This is a genomic window from Allorhizobium sp. GW101-3B10, from assembly GCF_059424725.1.
This window is the reverse complement of sequence record NZ_JBWKZR010000001.1, coordinates 4020001-4038838: the sequence shown is the minus strand read 5'-3', so window position 1 is coordinate 4038838 and position 18838 is coordinate 4020001. Positions and strand designations below refer to the sequence as shown.

Genomic DNA, 18838 nt, shown 5'->3' with positions numbered 1-18838 from the left:
TTATTGAATAAACTGCCGGCTATGCATCGCCTACAGTTTTCTCAGCGCGACCTGCTCCACCAGATGGTTGTCGCCCTTGCGCAGGATGAGGTCGGCCCGCGGCCGGGTCGGCAGGATATTTTCCCTGAGGTTCTTCAGGTTGATGTTCTTCCACAGACCTTCGGCGATCTCCAGCGCCTCTTCTTCGCTGATGGTGGCATAGCGATGGAAGTAGGAGTTGGGGTCGCGGAACGCTGTCTGCCGCAGCTTCATGAAGCGGTCGACATACCAGCGGTGGATGAGCTTCTCGTCGGCGTCGATATAGATCGAGAAGTCGAAGAAGTCCGAAACGATCGGCACGATCTTGCCGTCGGCCGGCAGGTCGCGCGACTGCAGCACGTTGATGCCCTCGAAGATCAGGATGTCCGGCCGGTCGATGATCTTGTACTCGTTGGGCAGCACGTCATAGGTCAGGTGCGAATAGCCGGGCGCCTTGACGTTGGGCAGTCCGGCCTTGATCGCCGAGAGGAAACGCAGCAGCGCCCCGATGTCGTAGCTTTCCGGAAAGCCTTTGCGGTTGAGGATCTTGTGGCGAACCAGATGGGCGTTCGGATAGAGGAAGCCGTCCGTGGTGACGAGATCGACCTTCGGGCTCGATGGCCAGCGCGCCAAGAGCTCCTTCAGGACGCGGGCGGTCGTGGACTTGCCGACCGCGACCGATCCCGCGATGCCGATGACGAACGGAGTCTTGGAAATGTTCGAGGTGTTGAGGAAGCGATTGCGCTGCTGGAACAGCAGTTGCGAGGATTCGACATGGGCCGAGAGCAGGCGCGACAGCGACAGGTAGATCCGGCGCACTTCGGAAAGGTCGATCGGGTCGTCGATCGAGCGCAGGCGCTGGACCTCGTCCGCGGTCAGGGTGAGGGGCGTATCGGCCCGGAAATGCGACCATTCTTCCGAATCGAAGAAAAGATAGGGGGAGTATCCATCCGCCTGGAAATGGTCGAGTGCTTGTGGCGTTTCGGATTCCCGTGTCGCTGTCGTCATGGATCCTGCCGGCTGGCTTTTTCGCTGAGGCCTGTCTGGGCCGTACGCCGTTGAAGCTCTTCGAGCACGGCTTTAAGCGGGATGTCGGCGATTTTCAATACGACCATCAGGTGATAGAGAAGGTCGGCGCTCTCGTAGACGAGGTTTTCGCGATCGTCCTTGATCGCCGCGATCACCGTTTCGACCGCCTCTTCGCCGAGCTTCTTGGCGGCCTTCGACTGGCCGCCGGCGACGAGCTTCGCCGTCCAGGATTCGTCTGGCCGGGCCTGGGCCCGGTCGGCGACGATCCTTTCGAGGTCGGTGAGGGAGAAGTCACTCATTGCAGATCCCTTTCGCGGGCGCTCAGTCGAGCCGCATGGCGATGCCGTGGCTGGCCATATACTGCTTGGCCTCGGCGATCGAATAGGTGCCGAAGTGGAAGATCGAGGCGGCGAGCACGGCCGTGGCATGTCCGTCCTTGATACCGGCGACCAGATCGTCGAGCGTGCCGACCCCGCCAGAGGCGATCACCGGTACCCGCACGGCATCGGCAATGGTTCGCGTCAGTTCGAGATCGTATCCGATCTTGGTTCCGTCCCGGTCCATTGATGTGACCAGCAGTTCGCCGGCGCCGCGTTCGACCATCTTCCTGGCGAACTCGACCGCATCGATGCCGGTGGGGGTGCGGCCGCCATGGGTGTAGATCTCCCAGGCGCTCACATTGTCGCCGCCCGCTTCCTGCTTGCGCCTCTGCTTGGCGTCGATCGACACGACGATGCACTGATCGCCGAACTTGTCGGCGGCCTCTGCAATGAAATCCGGATTGTTCACCGCCGCCGAATTGATCGCCACCTTATCGGCCCCGCAGAGCAGCAGCTTGCGGATGTCGGCGATCGTGCGCACGCCGCCGCCGACGGTGAGCGGCATGAAACACTGGTCCGCCGTCTGGGCGACGACCTCGAAGATCGTGTCGCGATTGTCGGACGATGCGGTGATGTCGAGGAAGCAGAGTTCGTCGGCACCGGCGGCGTCATAGGCCTTGGCCGCCTCGACGGGATCGCCCGCGTCGATCAGGTCGACGAAGTTGACGCCCTTGACGACGCGGCCGTCCTTGACGTCCAGGCAGGGAATGACACGGGCTTTCAGCGTCATGGTCTATCCTCGTTCAGGCGCGGGCGGCGCGGATGAGCGCCAAGGCTTCGGCCGGGTCGATGCGGCCGTCATAGAGTGCGCGGCCGGTGATGGCGCCCTCGAGCTTGGCCGCATCCGGCTGCAGCATGCGACGGATGTCGTCCATCGAGGCCAGCCCGCCCGACGCGATCACCGGGATGGACACGGCATCGGCCAGCGACAGCGTCGATTCCCAGTTGATGCCGGTCAGGATGCCGTCGCGATCAATATCGGTATAGATGATCGCCGATACACCCGCCCCTTCGAATTTTTTCGCAAGCTCGACCACGCCGAGTTCCGAGGCCTCCGCCCAGCCCTCGACCGCGACCTTGCCGCCCTTGGCGTCGATGCCGACGGCGATCTTGCCGGGGAAGCGCCTGCAGGCCTCGATCACCAGCGCCGGGTCGCGCACGGCGATCGTGCCGAGGATGACGCGCGAAAGCCCGCGATCAAGCCAGTTTTCGATATGCTCGAGGCTGCGGATACCGCCGCCGAGCTGCACCGGATTCTTTGTCGCCTTCAGGATCGCGTCGACCGCTGCCCCGTTGACGCTCGTTCCGGCAAAGGCGCCGTTCAGGTCCACCACGTGCAGCCATTCGAAACCCTGGTCCTCGAAGGCCTTCGCCTGGGCGCCGGGATCGGTGTTGTAGACGGTGGCCTGCTCCATGTCGCCCAGCTTGAGCCGCACGCACTGGCCGTCCTTGAGGTCGATGGCGGGAAAAAGGATCATGCGGAATGTCCGATACTGAAGGAAACTTACGGTTGCCAGGAAAGGAAGTTGGCGATCAGCCTGAGGCCGAGCGTCTGGCTCTTTTCCGGATGGAACTGGGCGCCAACCATATTGGCGCGACCGACGAAGGCCGTCATCGGCCCCCCATAGTCGGTGGTGGCAATCACGTCATCCGGATTTTCCGCGGCGAGGTGGTAGGAGTGGACGAAATAGGCATGCAGGCCGTCCGGCCCCGTCTTGATCCCGTCGAACAAGGGATGCGGGTGGTGCAGGTCGAGCGTGTTCCAGCCGATCTGCGGGATCTTCAGGGTCGGATCGTTCGGCGTCATCTCGACCACATCGCCCTTGATCCAGCCGAAGCCGGGGGTGATCGTCTTTTCCAGCCCGCGGCTCGACATCAGTTGCATGCCGACGCAGATGCCGAAGAAGGGCCGGGCCTTCTTCTCGACGACGTCGACGATCGCCTCGTGCATGCCCGGGACGGCGTCGAGCCCCCGGCGGCAGTCGGCATAGGCGCCCACACCCGGCAGCACGATGCGGTCGGCGCTTGCCACGCGGTCCGCCTTGTCGGTCAATTCGATGACCGCGTCGATGCCGCTCTCTCGCGCCGCCCGTTCGAAGGCCTTCGTTGCCGAACGGAGATTTCCGGATCCATAGTCGATGATCGCCACGCGCATCGTCGAACGTCCTTTTTCTAAGTGCGACGCCGTGGGGCCGGGGCCCCGACGCGCCGCAAAACGATGATCAAGCTGCTTTCCGCGTTTCCGGTCGGGCGGGTCTCAGACGAGGGTGCCCTTGGTCGAGGGAACGCGGCTGGCCTGGCGCGGATCGATTTCGACGGCTGTCCGCAATGCCCGGGCCACGGCCTTGAAGCAGGTCTCGGCGATATGGTGGTTGTTGGCGCCGTAATGATTGAGGACATGCAGCGTGATGCCGGCATTCTGGGCCAGCGCCTGGAAAAACTCGCGCACCAGTTCGGTGTCGAAGGTGCCGATCTTTGGCGCGCTGAAGGCGACGTTCCACACGAGGAACGGTCGGCCCGAGACATCGATCGCCGCCTTGGTCATCGTCTCGTCCATGGCAAGGTCGAGCGAGGCGTAGCGGGTGATGCCGCGCCGGTCGCCGAGCGCCTTGGAGATGGCCTGGCCGATGGCAATGCCGGTGTCCTCGACGGTATGGTGGTCGTCGATGTGAAGGTCGCCCTTGACCTCGATCTCCATGTCGATGAGCGAATGGCGCGAAAGCTGGTCGAGCATGTGATCGAAGAAGCCGACGCCCGTGGAAATCTTCGCCGCGCCGGCGCCGTCGAGATTGACGGAAACCGAAACGGAGGTTTCGTTGGTCTTGCGGGAAATGCTTCCCGTGCGACGGATCATTGTTTCGCCCATCAGGGTTCGCTCCATGCCTTGGTCAGGGGTTCCTTATCAGGAGGTCGGTTAAATATCCAGCAAAAGCAGGCCGTGCTTTTCCGCGATGCGTCACAAGATTGCATTCGCGCGAGGCCAACTTACATAGGGATCAACCGAACGATTTCGTGTTTCCAATCGAACGCCCGGCAGACGGGCCAACAGGTGCGTGAATGACAACGATTATTACTGTACGAAAGGGCGGAAAGGTCATCATGGCGGGCGACGGCCAGGTGAGCCTCGGCCAGACCGTGATGAAGGGCAATGCCCGCAAGGTCCGCCGGATCGGCAAGGGCGACGTGATCTCCGGTTTCGCCGGTGCGACCGCCGATGCGTTCACGCTGCTGGAGCGCCTGGAAAAGAAGCTCGAGCAATATCCCGGCCAGCTGATGCGCGCCGCAGTCGAGCTCGCCAAGGACTGGCGAACCGACAAGTACCTGCGCAACCTCGAGGCCATGATGCTGGTCGCCGACAAGACCATTACCCTTGCCATCACCGGCAATGGCGACGTGCTCGAACCCGAGCATGGCGCGATGGCGATCGGCTCCGGCGGCAATTATGCCTTCGCGGCCGCCCGCGCCCTGATGGACAGCGACAAGTCGGCGGAAGAGATAGCCCGCCACGCCATGGCGATCGCCGCCGAGATCTGCGTCTATACCAACGACAATATCGTGGTCGAGTCGCTCGACAGCGACAACTGATCCTCTTTCCTCCGACCATTGGAACAAGCGATATGACGACTTTTTCTCCCCGCGAGATCGTATCCGAACTCGACCGCTTCATCATCGGACAGCATGAGGCGAAACGTGCCGTGGCAATCGCGCTGCGCAACCGGTGGCGCCGTCAGCAGCTCGACGAGGACCTGCGCGACGAGGTGATGCCGAAGAACATCCTGATGATCGGCCCGACCGGCGTCGGCAAGACGGAGATTTCGCGGCGCCTTGCCAAGCTTGCGGGCGCCCCTTTCATCAAGGTCGAGGCGACGAAGTTTACCGAAGTCGGCTATGTCGGCCGCGACGTGGAACAGATCATCCGCGATCTTGTCGAGGTCGGCATCGGCCTGGTGCGTGAAAAGAAGCGCGCCGAGGTCCAGGCCAAGGCCCATGCCGGCGCCGAGGAACGCGTCCTCGATGCTCTGGTTGGATCGACGGCTTCCCCGGCCACCCGCGACAGCTTCCGCAAGAAGCTTAGGGCCGGCGAAATGGACGACAAGGAGATCGACATCGAGATCGCCGATAGCGGCAGCGGCATGTCCGGCTTCGAGGTTCCCGGCATGCCGGGCGCCAATGTCGGTATTCTCAACCTGTCGGAAATGTTCGGCAAGGCGATGGGCAACCGCACCAAGAAGGTGCGCACCACGGTCAAGGCCTCCTATGCCGACTTGATTCGCGACGAGTCCGACAAGCTGATCGACAATGAAGTGATCCAGCGCGAGGCGGTGCGCTCGGCCGAGAACGACGGCATCGTCTTCCTCGACGAGATCGACAAGATCGCCGCGCGGGAAGGCGGCATGGGTGCGGGCGTTTCGCGCGAAGGCGTGCAGCGCGACCTGCTGCCGCTGGTCGAAGGCACCACGGTGTCGACCAAGTACGGGCCGGTGAAGACGGACCATATTCTTTTCATCGCGTCCGGTGCCTTCCACTTGTCGAAGCCTTCGGACCTGCTGCCCGAGTTGCAGGGCCGCCTGCCGATCCGCGTCGAGCTGAAGCCGCTCACCAAGGAGGACTTCCGTCGCATCCTGACCGAGACCGAGGCGAGCCTCATCCGCCAGTACAAGGCGCTGATGGCGACCGAGGAACTCGATCTCGACTTCACCGAAGACGCGATCGATGCGCTGGCCGATGTCGCGGTCAAGCTCAACACCTCGGTCGAGAACATTGGCGCGCGCCGTCTGCAGACCGTGATGGAACGCGTGCTGGACGACATCTCGTTCAACGCGCCCGACCGGGGCGGTTCGAAGGTGCTGATCGATTCGGCCTATGTTGCCGAGCATGTCGGCGAGATCGCCGCCGATGCGGATCTGTCGCGTTATATCCTGTAGCGCCGGCAGAATATGCGGGTCCCGCCGAAGGAATGCCGCAAATGTGACGCAGGGCAAGGTCGACAAACACGGCCTTGCTTCTGTATGGGTGGCGCCGGAAAGCAATCTGCATATTGACAACTTGGGGTGAAGCTATCGTGGGTCGACTTACTCGGGCATTCTTTCTGGCGCTGCTCGTTCTTGCGCCGGCAGGTGTGAACGCGGGATCGCTCCGTGTCGTGCCCGAGGGCAACCGCCATGCCGAGCAACCGCCGATCCCGGGCGCTTCGGTGCGGCGCACCCAGGCCGGCAAGACCACGTTCGACCTGAAATACGAGAAGGTGCGTGACCTTCTCGCGTCCGACGACCGGCTGCGCTCGAAGATCAGGAAGACGGCGGCTGCCTACGGCATCGATCCTATCCACATGGTGGGCGCGATCGTCGGCGAGCATACCTTCAACGTCGATGCCTATGACAGCCTGCAGAGCTACTACGTCAAGGCGGCATCCTATGCCGGCAACAGCTTCCGTTTCGCCTATGACGGCGAGGGGATTTCCGACTTCGTCGCCCGCCCGGAATTTTCCGCCTGCGCCGCGATGAAGGACTCCTACAAACTATGGTCGTGCCGCGAGGACGTCTGGGAAACCAAGTTCCGCGGCCGCAGCGTCGGCGGCAAATCCTATCCCAACAACCGCTTCAGCGCCGTGTTCTTCCAGCCCTTCTATGCAGGCCAGACCTTCGGGCTTGGGCAGATCAATCCGCTGACGGCGCTGATGCTGTCGGACCTGGTATCGCAGAAATCGGGCGTCGCCAGGCTGGACGAGAACGATGCGGCCGGCGTTTACAAGGCGATCATGGAGCCCGACATTTCGCTGGCCTTCATGGCGGGCGTGCTGCGCAAGGCGATCGACGACTACCGCACGGTCGCCGGCATGGACATTTCGAAGAATCCCGGCGTGACGGCCACGCTGTTCAATGTCGGCAACTCGCTGCAGCGGGCCCGGGCGCTGGCGGCCCGCAATGCCGGCGCCGGATCGCCGGTCTGGCCGGAAGAGAACTATTACGGGTGGTTGGTCAATGACCGCCTGAGTGAACTCAAGGCGCTGTTCTAGCCCGCTTCGGGCTGAGCGCGCCACCGCGGAGCGGAACCATGGCAGTTGTCGACAGCCCCGACCTTTTCGAGCCGCCCGCGCCGGTCCCGCGTCCCTATCCGCCGTCGAAGCTCGAGATCATTCGTACGGTCCTGCGCAACCCGCTCGAGCTCTGGGGCGTGCCTTCCTATACCCTGCCCTGGATCGAGACCCGGTTCTTCGGCCGCACCACCGTAATCGTCAACGATCCGGATTTGATCCGCCACGTGCTGGTCGACAATGCCGGCAACTACGTGATGGACAAGGTCCGGCAACTGGTCCTGCGCCCCATCCTGCGCGACGGCTTGCTGACCGCCGAGGGTGGGGTGTGGAAGCGCTCGCGAAGGGCGATGGCGCCCGTCTTCACGCCGCGCCATGCGCGCGGCTTTGCCCGCCAGATGCTGGAGAAGAGCGAGGAATTCGCCGCGCGCTACGCCACGACGGACGCGCGAGGGACGGTGCGCGACATCGCCGCCGACATGACGGGGCTCACCTATCTCATTCTCTCCGAGACACTGTTTTCCGGCGAGATTGCCACCGCCGGCGATGACGTCGCCGGCGATGTCGATGCGCTGTTGCACCATATGGGACGGATCGATCCGCTCGACATGCTGGCGGCTCCGGGGTGGATTCCCCGGCTCGCCCGGCTGCGGGGCCGTGGCGTGTTGCGGAAGTTCCGTGCGCTGGTCCGCTCGACCATGGAAAAGCGCAAGGCGGCGATAGCGCGGGACCCGCAATCGGCGCCGCGCGATTTCCTCACCCTGCTGCTCGAGGTCGAAGGACCGCAGGGTCTGACGACCGAGGAGGTCGAGGACAATATCCTGACCTTCATCGGCGCCGGCCATGAGACCACGGCCCGGGCGCTCGCCTGGACCTTCTTCTGCGTCGCCAATTGTCCCGACATCCGGGATCGCATGGAGGTCGAAATCGATGCCGTGCTCGACAGCGGTGCGGATCCGGTCGACTGGCTGGAGCGCATGCCGCTGGTACGTGCCGCCTTCGAGGAGGCGCTGAGGCTCTATCCGCCGGCCCCGTCGATCAACCGCCAGGCCGTTGCGGACGACCACTTCCAGGCACCCGACGGCACGGCGATCGACATCCGCAAGGGTGCGACGATCCTCATCATGCCCTGGACGCTGCACCGGCACGAACTCTACTGGGAAAACCCGCGGGCCTTCGACCCGAGCCGCTTCCTGCCGGAAAACCGCGAAAAGATCGGCCGCTTTCAATATCTGCCTTTCGGCGCCGGGGCACGGGTCTGCATCGGGGCAACCTTCGCCCTGCAGGAAGCCGTGATCGCGCTCGCCGTCCTGATGCGGCGCTATCGCTTCGACATGACGGCCGAAACCAGGCCGTGGCCGGTGCAGAAGCTGACGGTGCAGCCGGCCGGCGGCCTGCCGATGCGGGTCACCGCGCGGGCTGCGGTTTCGCGGCCATGATTTGCCGTTTGTCAGCTATTGCCGCCCGGTTTCTCCATGCGATAACAGCGTGATCCGTGTTGGTGAAATTCTGAAAGACCGAGGCAGTTGGCGTGACACTCCATTACCTGTTGGGCATCGATACCGGCGGCACCTATACCGACGCGGTGCTCTACAGCGAGACGCAAGGCATCCTCGCCAAGGCCAAGGCGTTGACCACGCGCCATGATCTTGCAATCGGTATCGCGGAAGCGCTGGACAAGGTCATCGAGGCCTCCGGCGTCTCGGTCGAGGCAATCGGTCTGGTGTCTCTGTCGACGACGCTGGCGACAAATGCGCTCGTCGAAGGGCAGGGGGGACGCGCCGGCCTCGTCATGATCGGCTTCGGTCCCGACGACCTCAAGCGTGACGGTCTGTCCGATGCGCTGGGCTCCGATCCCGTCATCTATCTCGCCGGCGGTCACGATGTGCACGGCACCGAGACGCCGCTCGATCTCGCTCCGCTGGAGAAAGCCCTGCCGGAGCTGAGCCGGACGGTGTCCTCCTTTGCCATTGCCGGCTATTTCGCCGTGCGCAATCCCTCGCACGAAGACCGGGTGCGGGATTTCATCCGCGCTCATTGTCCTCTGCCGGTAACCTGCAGCCACGAGTTGTCGTCCAAGCTCGGCGGTCCGCGCCGGGCGCTCACCACGCTGCTCAATGCCCGCCTGGTGTCGATGATCGACCGGCTTGTCGGCGCCTGCGAGGACTTTCTCACAAGGCGCGGCATCGACGCGCCGCTGATGGTCGTGCGCGGCGACGGTGCCCTGATATCCGCGGCGGAGGCCCGGCTGCGGCCGATCGAGACGATCCTGTCGGGCCCTGCGGCAAGCCTGGTCGGCGCCCGTCATCTGACCGGGCTTGCCGATGCCGTCGTCTCCGACATCGGCGGTACGACCACCGATGTGGCCATCCTCGAGGGCGGTCGCCCCCGCCTCGACGCCGACGGTGCCGTGGTCGGCGGATACCGCACCATGGTCGAGGCGGTGGCCATGCGCACCTATGGCCTCGGCGGCGATTCGGAGGTGAGAATCGACGACCGCAGCATGAACGCGCGGATCGATCTCGGACCGCGGCGGCTGGTGCCGCTCAGTCTGGCGGCCACGCTGTATGGCCGCCCGGTCATCGACATTCTCGAACGGCAGCTGCGCGCGGCCCATATGGGCCGCCATGACGGGCGCCTCACGGTCCGCACCGGCGTACCGGATCACCTGGCCGCCGGCCTGGCAGCGCAAGAAGCGGCGCTGTTCGCGCGCATCGGATCGGGGCCCGTGGCGCTTGATCAATTGATGACGGCAACCTCGCAGCTGGCGACGCTCGATCGGCTGGTGGCGCGCGGGCTCGTGCATATCTGCGGCATCACGCCGTCGGACGCCATGCATGTGCTCGGCCGGCAGGACCAGTGGGATCGGGAGGCAGCGGATCTGGGACTGAGGCTCGCCATCCGCCGCAAGAATGGGGCCGGCCAACCGATCGCCGCCTCGCCGGAAGATCTTGCCCAACGGATCGTCGACCGGCTGACGCGTCAGTCGGCGGAGGTCATTCTCTCGGCCGTCCTTCCCGAGGCCGGGCTCACCGATGTCGATCCCGCCCGCTCGCTGCTGATCGACCATGCGCTGCGGCGTCAGGCTGGCATCGTGCGCTTCGCCCTGTCGCTTGACCGTCCGCTGGTCGGGCTCGGCGCCTCGGCTCCGGTCTACTATCCGGCAATCGGTGACATGCTGTCCGTGGCCTGCGAAGTCCCGGCCGACGCGGATGTCGCCAATGCGGTCGGTGCCGTGGTGGGGCGGGTCCGTGCCACCGTCACCGTCTTCGTCACCGCACCCGAGGACGGCATCTTCATGCTGTCGGGTGCGGGAGATGGCCGCCGCTTCACGGACGAGGAAAAGGCGTTCGAGGCTGCGCGCGACAGGGCAGGCGAAGCGGCCTTGGAGCATGCCCGGCAGAATGGCGCTGCCGATGCGGTCCTGGCCCTCGTCGAGGAAATCGATGCGCCTGAGATCGACGGCAGCCGCAAGCTCGTCGAAGCGCGTTTCATCGCCACGGCGAGCGGCAGGCCGCGCCTGGCGCACGGATAATAATTTCCGATATGGCACAAATCTTTGTAATTTGTGCTCGATTGACAATGAATCAGAACAGATCAAAGTCCGCCCATCAAGGTTACAGCCAGACTTGCGAGGAGACAGCGTCATGAGCCGGATCGAAAGCCACGGCCTTTCCATCGACACGGAACTGCATCGGTTCCTGATCGAAGAGGCATTGCCGGGAACCGGGGTCGACCCGGAGACCTATCTCAAGGGCTTCTCGGCCATCGTGCACGACCTCGCGCCGAAGAACCGGGCGCTGCTGGCCAAGCGCGACGAGATGCAGGCGAAGATCGACGCCTGGCACAAAGAGAACGGCGCGCCGATCGACATGGACGCCTACGAGGCTTTCCTGCGCGACATCGGTTATCTCCTGCCGGAAGGCGGCGAGGTCAAGGTCACGACCTCCAATGTCGATGCCGAGATCACCCGGATCGCCGGACCGCAGCTCGTCGTTCCGGTCATGAACGCGCGCTATGCACTGAACGCCGCCAATGCCCGCTGGGGTTCGCTCTACGATGCGCTCTATGGCACGGATGCGATCGCCGAAACCGACGGCGCCGAAAAGGGCAAGGGCTACAATCCCGTCCGCGGCGCGAAAGTCATCGCCTGGGGCCGGCAACTGCTGGATGATTCGGCACCCCTTGCCGCCGGAAGCTGGAGCAATGTCGCCAGCCTGTCGATCCAGGACGGCGCGCTGTTCGTCACGCTGTCCGATGGCGGCGTAACGGGCCTTTCCGACCCGGCGCAGCTTGCCGGCTATCGCGGCGCTGCCGACAAGCCGGACGCGGTCCTGCTGGTCAAGAACAACCTGCACACCGAGATCGTCATCGATGCGAACGGCATGATCGGCAAGAGTGATCCGGCGCATATCAACGACATCTGGCTCGAATCGGCGATCACGACGATCATGGACTGCGAGGATTCGGTCGCCGCCGTCGACGCCGAGGACAAGGTCGTTGTCTATGGCAACTGGCTCGGCCTGATGAAGGGCGATCTGACGGAGGAGGTCTCGAAGGGCGGCAAGAGTTTCACCCGCGCGCTCAACGCCGACCGAACATACACGAAGCCGGATGGTTCGACCCTCACGCTGCATGGCCGCTCGCTGATGCTGGTGCGCAATGTCGGCCACCTGATGACCAATCCGGCGATCCTCGACCGGGACGGCAAGGAAGTGCCGGAAGGCATCATGGACGCCGCGGTCACCGCGCTGATCGCCCTCCACGACATCGGTCCGAACGGCCGTCGGGCCAATTCGCGCAGCGGCTCGATGTATGTCGTCAAGCCGAAGATGCACGGTCCGGAAGAGGTTGCCTTCGCCTGCGAGATCTTCTCGCGCGTCGAGGCCCTGATCGGCATGGCGCCGAACGCCATCAAGATGGGCATCATGGACGAGGAGCGCCGCACGACGGTCAACCTCAAGGAATGCATCCGCGCGGCAAAGGATCGCGTCGTGTTCATCAACACCGGCTTCCTCGACCGCACCGGCGACGAGATCCACACCTCGATGGAAGCCGGCCCGATGATCCGCAAGGGCGACATGAAGCAGGCGGCCTGGATCTCGGCCTATGAAAACTGGAATGTCGACATCGGCCTCGAATGCGGCCTGTCCGGCCACGCGCAGATCGGCAAGGGCATGTGGGCCATGCCCGACCTGATGGCGGCCATGCTGGAGCAGAAGATCGCCCATCCGAAGGCCGGCGCCAACACCGCCTGGGTTCCGTCGCCGACCGCCGCCACCCTGCACGCCACGCACTACCACCGTGTCAATGTCGCGGAGGTCCAGGCGGGCCTGAAGAGCCGCCCGCGCGCCAAGCTGCGTGACATTCTCTCGGTGCCGGTGGCAGTCCGGCCCAACTGGACGCCGGAAGAAATCCAGCGCGAACTCGACAACAATGCCCAGGGCATTCTCGGCTACGTGGTGCGCTGGATCGACCAGGGCGTCGGCTGCTCCAAGGTTCCCGACATCAACAATGTCGGCCTGATGGAAGACCGCGCCACGCTGCGCATTTCGGCCCAACACATGGCCAACTGGCTGCACCACGGCATCGTCACCGAGGCGCAGATCCTTGAGACGATGAAGCGCATGGCTGTCGTCGTCGACGGCCAGAACGCGGGCGATCCCGCCTATCGGCCGATGGCCGGCAATTTCGACGGCTCGATCGCGTTCAAGGCGGCGCTCGACCTGGTGCTGAAGGGCCGCGAGCAGCCGAATGGCTATACCGAGCCGGTCCTGCATCGCCGCCGCCTCGAACTGAAGGCAAGCCTCGCAGGTTGAGCCGAGCGAAGCGCAAACGAAAAAGCCGCCGGATTGCTCCGGCGGCTTTTTGCATGGGAACGCTTCGAAGCGCTTACTGCTGGACGACGACGCGTGCGCCCTTGCCGGGACGGACACGGCTGTAGAGGTCGATGATGTCCTGGTTCATCAGGCGGATGCAGCCGGACGAGGCGGCGGTGCCGATCGAGGCCCATTCCGGTGTACCGTGCAGGCGGAACAGCGTATCCTGACCCTTCTCGTTGAACAGATAGAGGGCGCGTGCGCCGAGCGGATTGCGAAGACCCGGGCCCATGCCGTTTTCGACATACTGGGCGACGTCCGGCTTGCGGGCGGCCATTTCCTTCGGCGGATGCCAGGTCGGCCATTCCTGCTTCCAGGCGATATAGGCCTCGCCCTGCCAGGCAAAGCCCTGCTTGCCGACGCCGATGCCGTAGCGGACCGCCTTGCCGTTCGGCAGGACATAGTAAAGGAAGCGCTCGCGCGTGTTGACGACGATCGTGCCGGCCTTTTCCTTGGTCGGGTAGGCGACGATCTGGCGGTGGAACTTCTTGTTCACCTTGTTGATCGGGATGGCCGGCAGGGCATAGCCTGCGTCGGTGACGCTGCCATAGGAGTCGGTGAAGATCTTGGCCGTCGTGGCTTCGGCCTGCTGGGTCTCGGTCGTGGTCGTGCAACCTGTCAGGGCGATCGTCGCGACGAGGCCGAACACAGTCAGTGCATTGCGGAGGCGCATGGGAAACTCGTTCATTTGGGCTAGGAGATGGTGATCTCGACCATCTTTGATTATGGTTTATTTTTGATTAAAAGCGCCTTTGCAAGTAGCGGATCGCCGCCCGATGGCTTCGGCGCTGCAAAATGACTCCACATGGCTTTTTTGCAACATGCGGATGAGCTTCCCTGGACAGGAACATGACGATTCTTTCTATCGCCGTAAACAATCCGTTAATCGATGGACGCCAGTCCGAGCGGGCTATGCTTGTGCGGCGCGGCGTTCAGGTCTTGCTGCACGACATGCGGCTTGCCGTTCTGCCCGAACTGCAGCTTGCCAACGGCCGGCGCGCCGACCTGGTCGGACTGTCGGAAAAGGGCGAGATCTGGATCATTGAGATCAAGTCTTCGATCGAGGATTTCCGCGTCGACCGGAAATGGCCCGAATACCGCGCCTATTGCGACCGGCTGTTCTTCGCCACCCATCCGGACGTGCCGCTCGACATCTTCCCGGAGGATTGCGGCCTGCTGCTTTCGGACGGATACGGCGCCCACCTGCTGCGCGAGGCGCCGGAACACAAGTTGCCGCCGGCGACCCGCAAGGCCGTCACCCTCGACTTCTCCCGTTCCGCGGCGCAGCGCCTGATGATGGCCGAATGGGCCGCGCACGCACCGGTCCGTGACTGAGTGTTATTTCGGCGCGCGCTTGGCAAGGATGCGCTGCAGCGTCCTGCGGTGCATGTTGAGCCGGCGTGCCGTCTCCGACACATTGCGGTCGCAGCTTTCGAACACCCGCTGGATATGCTCCCAGCGCACCCGGTCGGCCGACATCGGATTTTCCGGTACTTCGGCCTTTTCACCCGGACGCTGGGTCAGCGCCAGGAAGATCTCGTCGGCGTCGGCGGGCTTCGCCAGATAGTCGAGCGCGCCGAGCTTCACCGCCGTGACCGCCGTGGCGATATTGCCGTAGCCGGTCAGCACGACGATATGGGTGTCCGTGCGGTGCTGGCGGATGGCTTCGATGACGTCGAGACCGTTGCCGTCGCCGAGTCTGAGATCGACCACCGCATAGCCCGGCGGCGTGGCCTTGGCCTTGGCGACGCCTTCGGCGACGGAAGCCGCAGTCTCGACGACGAAGCCGCGCGATTCCATCGCCCGGGCCAACCGGCGCAGGAAAGGCACATCGTCGTCGACGATCAGCAAGGTCGGGTTCGGACCCAGGGCGTTGGCGCCGGTTGCGGGCGAAGGGTCGGAGGTTGCGTTTTCGGTCATGGCTAGGCAATCCTGCGGGGCAATCTTGAGCGTCCGTGTGTGGTTATGGCCAGTAATGGCCATGCGGTAAAGTCATTTCGCCACAATTACGCCTCCATGCGGTGACGCGGCCAGACGATTTCCACCCGGGCGCCCGGCGTTTCCGGCGGACGGTTTTCGAAGCGCAGCCGCGCGCCGGACCGTTCGAGCAGGGTCTTGGCGATGAAGAGCCCCAGCCCCAGCCCGCCTGCCTTGTCGTCGCGATGGCGATTCGTCACATAGGGTTCGCCGATGCGCTGCAACACGTCCGGCGAATAGCCGATGCCGTCGTCCTCGATGGTGATCGCCACCTTGGACGCGTCGTGCTCGACGGTGACGGTGACCTTTTCCCGGGCAAAATCGACGGCATTCTCGATGAGATTGCCAAGGCCGTAGAGGATGGCGGCATTGCGTATGCCGACCGGTTCCTTGGCGCGGTCCGACTTCTCGACCAGTTCCAGCTTGATGCCGAATTCGCGGTGTGGCGCCAGCACGTCCTCGATCAGCGAGGAGAGCGGCAGGCGGCGCATGTGCTCCTCGCTCTCGGAGGGCAGCGTCGCGATGCGTTTGAGGATGTCGCGGCAACGTTCGCTCTGGCTGCGCAGGAGCTGGATGTCCTCGCCGAAGCGTTCGTCCTTGCCGAGTTCGCGCTCCATTTCCTTGGCCACCAGACTGATGGTGGCAAGCGGCGTGCCGAGTTCGTGCGCGGCCGCGGCGGCAAGCCCGTCCAGCTGCGAAAGGTGCTTTTCCCGCTGCAGGACCAGTTCGGTTGCCGAGAGCGCGTCGGCCAGCAACGTGGCCTCCTGGGATACGCGATAGGCGTAGAAGGCGGCAAAGGCCATCATCGAGGTGATGGCGAACCACACGCCGAGCTGCATCACCGGCTGGAGCGTCGGCGCATCGCCCGCATACCAGGGTAGTGGATAGGGCGAGAACGGCAGCGCCGAGATCAGCATCATGGCGAGCGCGAAAAGCGCCAGCGCATGCCGGAGCGGCTGCGAGGCAAAGGAAATGATGACCGGAACGCAGATCAGCGGCGCAAAGGGATTGGCAAGTCCTCCGGTGATGAACAGCAGGGCGCCGAGCTGCAGCAGGTCGAGGCCGAGGACGGCGAAGGCGGCGATCGGCTCCAGCCGGTAGGTCGGCGGGAAGCGCACGGACAGCAGGAAGTTGACCGCCGCCAGGGCGCCGATCAATGCGGCGCAGGTGACGAGCGGCAGCGGGAACTTGAGCCCGAAGGCCACGACGAGCACGGTAGCACCTTGCCCCGCGACCGCGAGCCAGCGCAGCCAGACCAGGGTCTGCAGGCGCAGTCGCCGGCTCGATGGCCCGAACTGGATTGCGGTATCCGGTGTGCTCATCCTCTCACCTCCTCGGTGCTGTCGTATCAGGTGCCGCGCGGCTTGGCGCGCGTCGTTGGCAAGGCGTCTGCCGGATCCTCCGGCCACGGATGTTTCGGATAGCGCCCGCGCATGTCGGCCCGCACGTCCTTCCACGAACCCGCCCAGAAACCCGGCAGGTCGCGGGTCGTCTGGATGGGCCGATGCGCCGGAGAGGTCAATTCCAGGACGAGCGGCAATTTGCCGCCGCCGATCGCCGGATGCGTCTTGAGGCCGAACAGTTCCTGCACGCGGATGGACAGTACGGGCTCGGTTCCATCATAGCGGATCGGATGGTTCTGTCCCGTCGGTGCGGTGAAATGGGTCGGGGCCAGCCGGTCGAGTTCGCGCTGCAGGCCGTGGGGAATGAGCGATGTGAGACCGTCGTACAGCGTGCCGGGCGAGAGATCGTCGATGCCGCGCGCCTGCGATTGGTAGGGCGTGAACCAGTTGTCGAGCGAATCGAGCAGGGCGGCATCCGACAGGTCCGGCCAGGGCTCGCCGATCGTCCGGTGCAGGAAACCGACCCGTTGACGCAGTTGGTCGGCCGCCTTGGAAAAGGGCAGGGCGCCGATCCCGACCTGCCGCACGCCCTCGGCCAGGGCCTCCGCGGCGGCGGGGCCTGTCGGCCGGGCAAGCGGAGTTTCCTCCAGCACGATCGCGCCGAGCCGGGTGACCCGCCGTGCCCGCACCTGCCGGCTGGCTGCGTCGAAGAAGCACTCCTCGCCGCGCTGGATCGCATCCGGAAGGAGGGCTTCGATTTCCGCCCTGCCGATTTCGGCCGCCGCCAGAACCCGGCCCTGCGCGGCGCGCCCGGTGAGGTCGGCGATCACCAGCATGTCGGCCCCGGCGAGCCGTTCCGTCTCGGGGATCTCGGCCCCCCGGCCATTGGCCATCACGAAGCGGCCGCGTCCGCCGCGCCTCAGCGCAATGCGGTCGGGATAGGCATGCAGCAGCAGCTGTCCGGCGGTGAGCGAAATCGGCGCTCCCTTCGACTGTCCGGCATTCGAGGCCAGCCTCTCGGCCAGTTTGCGGGCCGAGACGACGCGGTCGCCGCTCTCCTGGCGGAACCGGCGCAGGCGTTCGTCGATATCGATGCCGGTGCCGCCAAGACCCTGCTCTGTCAGGAGTACCGCAAGCTCCGCCGCCTGCCGGGCCGCGCCGGTCCTGGCTGCCGCCAGCACCATGGCGGCGAGCCGGACCGGCAGGCCGAGCGAACGGATCTGGCGGCCCGTTGCGGTGATCGCGCCCGAGGCGTCCAGCGCGCCGAGGAGGCGCAGCAGCGCGCGGGCCTCGTTCCACGCCGCTGTGGGCGGGGGGTCGATAAAGGCGAGCCGGGCGGGATCGAGCACGCCCCAATGCGCCATGTCGAGCACGAGGTTCGACAGGTCGGCCGACAGGATCTCCGGTGGCGTGAAGGCGGGAAGGGCTGCCGTCTGGCCAGAATGCCAGAGGCGAAGGGCGATGCCCGGTTCGGTGCGTCCGGCGCGCCCGGCCCGCTGGTCGGCCGAGGCGCGGGATACCCTGACCGTTTCCAGCCGGGTAATGCCGGTCGACGGTTCGTAGACGGGCAGGCGCTGCAGGCCGCTGTCGATCACCACCCGCACCCCGTCTATGGTGATCGAGGTTTCGGCGATCGAGGTGGCGAGCACGATCTTGCGGCTGCCGGCGGGTGCGGGGCGGATCGCCGCATCCTGCTCCTTCTGGCTCAGATTGCCGTAGAGGGGCACGACCAGGGTGTTTTCGTCGAACCGGCCCTCCAGCCGCTCGGCCACCCGCCGGATTTCCGCCTGACCGGGCAGAAAGGCGAGGATCGATCCGCTCTCCGACTGGTGGGTCTGCACGATGGCCGAGGCCACGGCATCCTCGACCCGTTCGCCGCCCGGCCGGTCGCGATAGCGGATCTCGACGGGAAAGCTGCGGCCCTCGCTGGAGATCACCGGCGCATCGCCGAACAGCGCGGCGATGCGCTCCACGTCGAGCGTCGCCGACATCACCAGAAGGCGCAGATCGGGCCTGAGGGCCGCCTGGGCATCGAGCGCCAGCGCCAGCCCGAAGTCGGCGTCCAGCGAGCGCTCGTGAAACTCGTCGAACAGTACGGCGGCGATGCCCTCGAGCTCGGGGTCCTCCAGGATCATCCGGGCAAAGACGCCCTCGGTCACCACCTCGATGCGGGTCTTC

General features: G+C 64.8%; 17 protein-coding genes and 1 pseudogene (1 of these 18 cut by a window edge). 7 read left to right on the top strand and 11 right to left on the bottom strand.

The annotated features are described in order from the left end of the window. Positions 1-30: 30 nt before the first annotated feature. The 6 genes from coaA to hisB all read right to left on the bottom strand — a co-directional run bounded on the left by coaA (position 31) and on the right by hisB (position 4293). Positions 31-1026 (bottom strand): type I pantothenate kinase, encoded by a 996-nt coding sequence (gene coaA / locus AC07Y0_RS19935; RefSeq protein ID WP_498679409.1) that lies wholly within the window; start codon positions 1024-1026, stop codon positions 31-33. Beyond that, positions 1023-1346 (bottom strand): phosphoribosyl-ATP diphosphatase, encoded by a 324-nt coding sequence (locus tag AC07Y0_RS19930; RefSeq protein WP_028737907.1) that lies wholly within the window; start codon positions 1344-1346, stop codon positions 1023-1025. The genes coaA and AC07Y0_RS19930 overlap by 4 nt, the downstream gene beginning before the upstream one ends. Before the next feature lie 22 nt (positions 1347-1368). Further along, on the bottom strand, positions 1369-2157 hold the full coding sequence (gene hisF, locus AC07Y0_RS19925) for an imidazole glycerol phosphate synthase subunit HisF (protein WP_498679408.1): 789 nt from the start codon (positions 2155-2157) through the stop codon (positions 1369-1371). A 13-nt stretch (positions 2158-2170) separates the two neighbouring features. After that, a complete protein-coding gene (gene hisA, locus AC07Y0_RS19920) occupies positions 2171-2905 on the bottom strand; it encodes a 1-(5-phosphoribosyl)-5-[(5-phosphoribosylamino)methylideneamino]imidazole-4-carboxamide isomerase (protein WP_498679407.1) in 735 nt (244 codons plus the stop codon). Between the two features lie 26 nt (positions 2906-2931). Further along, positions 2932-3582: an imidazole glycerol phosphate synthase subunit HisH gene (gene hisH, locus AC07Y0_RS19915; protein ID WP_498679406.1), complete on the bottom strand. Its 651-nt coding sequence runs from the start codon at positions 3580-3582 to the stop codon at positions 2932-2934. Positions 3583-3684: 102 nt separating this feature from the next. Beyond that, positions 3685-4293, bottom strand: a complete 609-nt coding sequence (gene hisB / locus AC07Y0_RS19910; protein WP_498679405.1) for an imidazoleglycerol-phosphate dehydratase HisB — start codon at positions 4291-4293, stop codon at positions 3685-3687. A 191-nt stretch (positions 4294-4484) separates the two neighbouring features. Between hisB and hslV the strand changes: the two genes are divergently transcribed. From hslV to AC07Y0_RS19880, 6 genes are all read left to right on the top strand, one after another. Next, positions 4485-5012 (top strand): ATP-dependent protease subunit HslV, encoded by a 528-nt coding sequence (hslV, locus tag AC07Y0_RS19905; protein ID WP_498679404.1) that lies wholly within the window; start codon positions 4485-4487, stop codon positions 5010-5012. 32 nt (positions 5013-5044) lie between these two features. Beyond that, positions 5045-6352 carry an ATP-dependent protease ATPase subunit HslU gene (gene hslU, locus AC07Y0_RS19900; RefSeq protein ID WP_498679403.1) on the top strand — a complete coding sequence of 436 codons (1308 nt, stop codon included), beginning with the start codon at positions 5045-5047 and terminating at the stop codon, positions 6350-6352. Between the two features lie 164 nt (positions 6353-6516). Continuing rightward, positions 6517-7443, top strand: a complete 927-nt coding sequence (locus AC07Y0_RS19895) for a DUF1402 family protein (RefSeq protein WP_498680287.1) — start codon at positions 6517-6519, stop codon at positions 7441-7443. A 38-nt stretch (positions 7444-7481) separates the two neighbouring features. After that, positions 7482-8900, top strand: a complete 1419-nt coding sequence (locus AC07Y0_RS19890; protein WP_498679402.1) for a cytochrome P450 — start codon at positions 7482-7484, stop codon at positions 8898-8900. A 92-nt stretch (positions 8901-8992) separates the two neighbouring features. After that, positions 8993-10996 (top strand): hydantoinase/oxoprolinase N-terminal domain-containing protein, encoded by a 2004-nt coding sequence (locus tag AC07Y0_RS19885; protein ID WP_498679401.1) that lies wholly within the window; start codon positions 8993-8995, stop codon positions 10994-10996. A 112-nt stretch (positions 10997-11108) separates the two neighbouring features. Further along, complete coding sequence (locus AC07Y0_RS19880) at positions 11109-13280, top strand: malate synthase G (RefSeq protein ID WP_498679400.1); 2172 nt, start codon at positions 11109-11111, stop codon at positions 13278-13280. Positions 13281-13353: 73 nt separating this feature from the next. Here AC07Y0_RS19880 and AC07Y0_RS19875 read toward each other — a convergent pair whose 3' ends face one another. Next, a complete protein-coding gene (locus AC07Y0_RS19875) occupies positions 13354-14013 on the bottom strand; it encodes a L,D-transpeptidase (protein WP_498679399.1) in 660 nt (219 codons plus the stop codon). 176 nt (positions 14014-14189) lie between these two features. On the opposite strand from AC07Y0_RS19875, the gene AC07Y0_RS19870 reads away from it, so the two are divergent. After that, positions 14190-14675, top strand: coding sequence for an MmcB family DNA repair protein (locus AC07Y0_RS19870; RefSeq protein WP_498679398.1), 486 nt, complete (start codon positions 14190-14192; stop codon positions 14673-14675). A 3-nt stretch (positions 14676-14678) separates the two neighbouring features. Here the strand turns inward: AC07Y0_RS19870 and AC07Y0_RS19865 are convergent, their stop codons facing one another. The 4 genes and pseudogenes from AC07Y0_RS19865 to hrpB form a co-directional block, all read right to left on the bottom strand. Next, positions 14679-15260: an ActR/PrrA/RegA family redox response regulator transcription factor gene (locus AC07Y0_RS19865; protein WP_498679397.1), complete on the bottom strand. Its 582-nt coding sequence runs from the start codon at positions 15258-15260 to the stop codon at positions 14679-14681. Positions 15261-15303: 43 nt separating this feature from the next. Beyond that, positions 15304-15375 (bottom strand): annotated as a pseudogene (locus tag AC07Y0_RS19860) (hypothetical protein); the annotation flags it as partial. Beyond that, positions 15347-16639, bottom strand: coding sequence for an ActS/PrrB/RegB family redox-sensitive histidine kinase (locus AC07Y0_RS19855; RefSeq protein ID WP_498679396.1), 1293 nt, complete (start codon positions 16637-16639; stop codon positions 15347-15349). The gene AC07Y0_RS19855 and the pseudogene AC07Y0_RS19860, both read right to left, overlap by 29 nt. Positions 16640-16665: 26 nt before the next feature. Further along, positions 16666-18838, bottom strand: the 3' portion of a protein-coding gene (hrpB, locus tag AC07Y0_RS19850) for an ATP-dependent helicase HrpB (RefSeq protein WP_498679395.1). 290 nt of this gene lie beyond the right edge of the window; only the last 2173 of its 2463 coding nucleotides appear in the window; its start codon lies off the right edge, out of view; the stop codon is at positions 16666-16668.

Excerpts from the sequence above, each read along its gene's own strand:
- coaA (WP_498679409.1), bottom strand. The coding sequence starts at position 1,026 with ATGACGACAGCGACACGGGAATCCGAAACGCCACAAGCACTCGACCAT.
- AC07Y0_RS19930 (WP_028737907.1), bottom strand. The coding sequence starts at position 1,346 with ATGAGTGACTTCTCCCTCACCGACCTCGAAAGGATCGTCGCCGACCGG.
- hisF (WP_498679408.1), bottom strand. The coding sequence starts at position 2,157 with ATGACGCTGAAAGCCCGTGTCATTCCCTGCCTGGACGTCAAGGACGGC.
- hisA (WP_498679407.1), bottom strand. The coding sequence starts at position 2,905 with ATGATCCTTTTTCCCGCCATCGACCTCAAGGACGGCCAGTGCGTGCGG.
- hisH (WP_498679406.1), bottom strand. The coding sequence starts at position 3,582 with ATGCGCGTGGCGATCATCGACTATGGATCCGGAAATCTCCGTTCGGCA.
- hisB (WP_498679405.1), bottom strand. The coding sequence starts at position 4,293 with ATGGGCGAAACAATGATCCGTCGCACGGGAAGCATTTCCCGCAAGACC.
- hslV (WP_498679404.1), top strand. The coding sequence starts at position 4,485 with ATGACAACGATTATTACTGTACGAAAGGGCGGAAAGGTCATCATGGCG.
- hslU (WP_498679403.1), top strand. The coding sequence starts at position 5,045 with ATGACGACTTTTTCTCCCCGCGAGATCGTATCCGAACTCGACCGCTTC.
- AC07Y0_RS19890 (WP_498679402.1), top strand. The coding sequence starts at position 7,482 with ATGGCAGTTGTCGACAGCCCCGACCTTTTCGAGCCGCCCGCGCCGGTC.
- AC07Y0_RS19880 (WP_498679400.1), top strand. The coding sequence starts at position 11,109 with ATGAGCCGGATCGAAAGCCACGGCCTTTCCATCGACACGGAACTGCAT.
- AC07Y0_RS19875 (WP_498679399.1), bottom strand. The coding sequence starts at position 14,013 with ATGCGCCTCCGCAATGCACTGACTGTGTTCGGCCTCGTCGCGACGATC.
- AC07Y0_RS19870 (WP_498679398.1), top strand. The coding sequence starts at position 14,190 with ATGACGATTCTTTCTATCGCCGTAAACAATCCGTTAATCGATGGACGC.
- AC07Y0_RS19865 (WP_498679397.1), bottom strand. The coding sequence starts at position 15,260 with ATGACCGAAAACGCAACCTCCGACCCTTCGCCCGCAACCGGCGCCAAC.
- AC07Y0_RS19855 (WP_498679396.1), bottom strand. The coding sequence starts at position 16,639 with ATGAGCACACCGGATACCGCAATCCAGTTCGGGCCATCGAGCCGGCGA.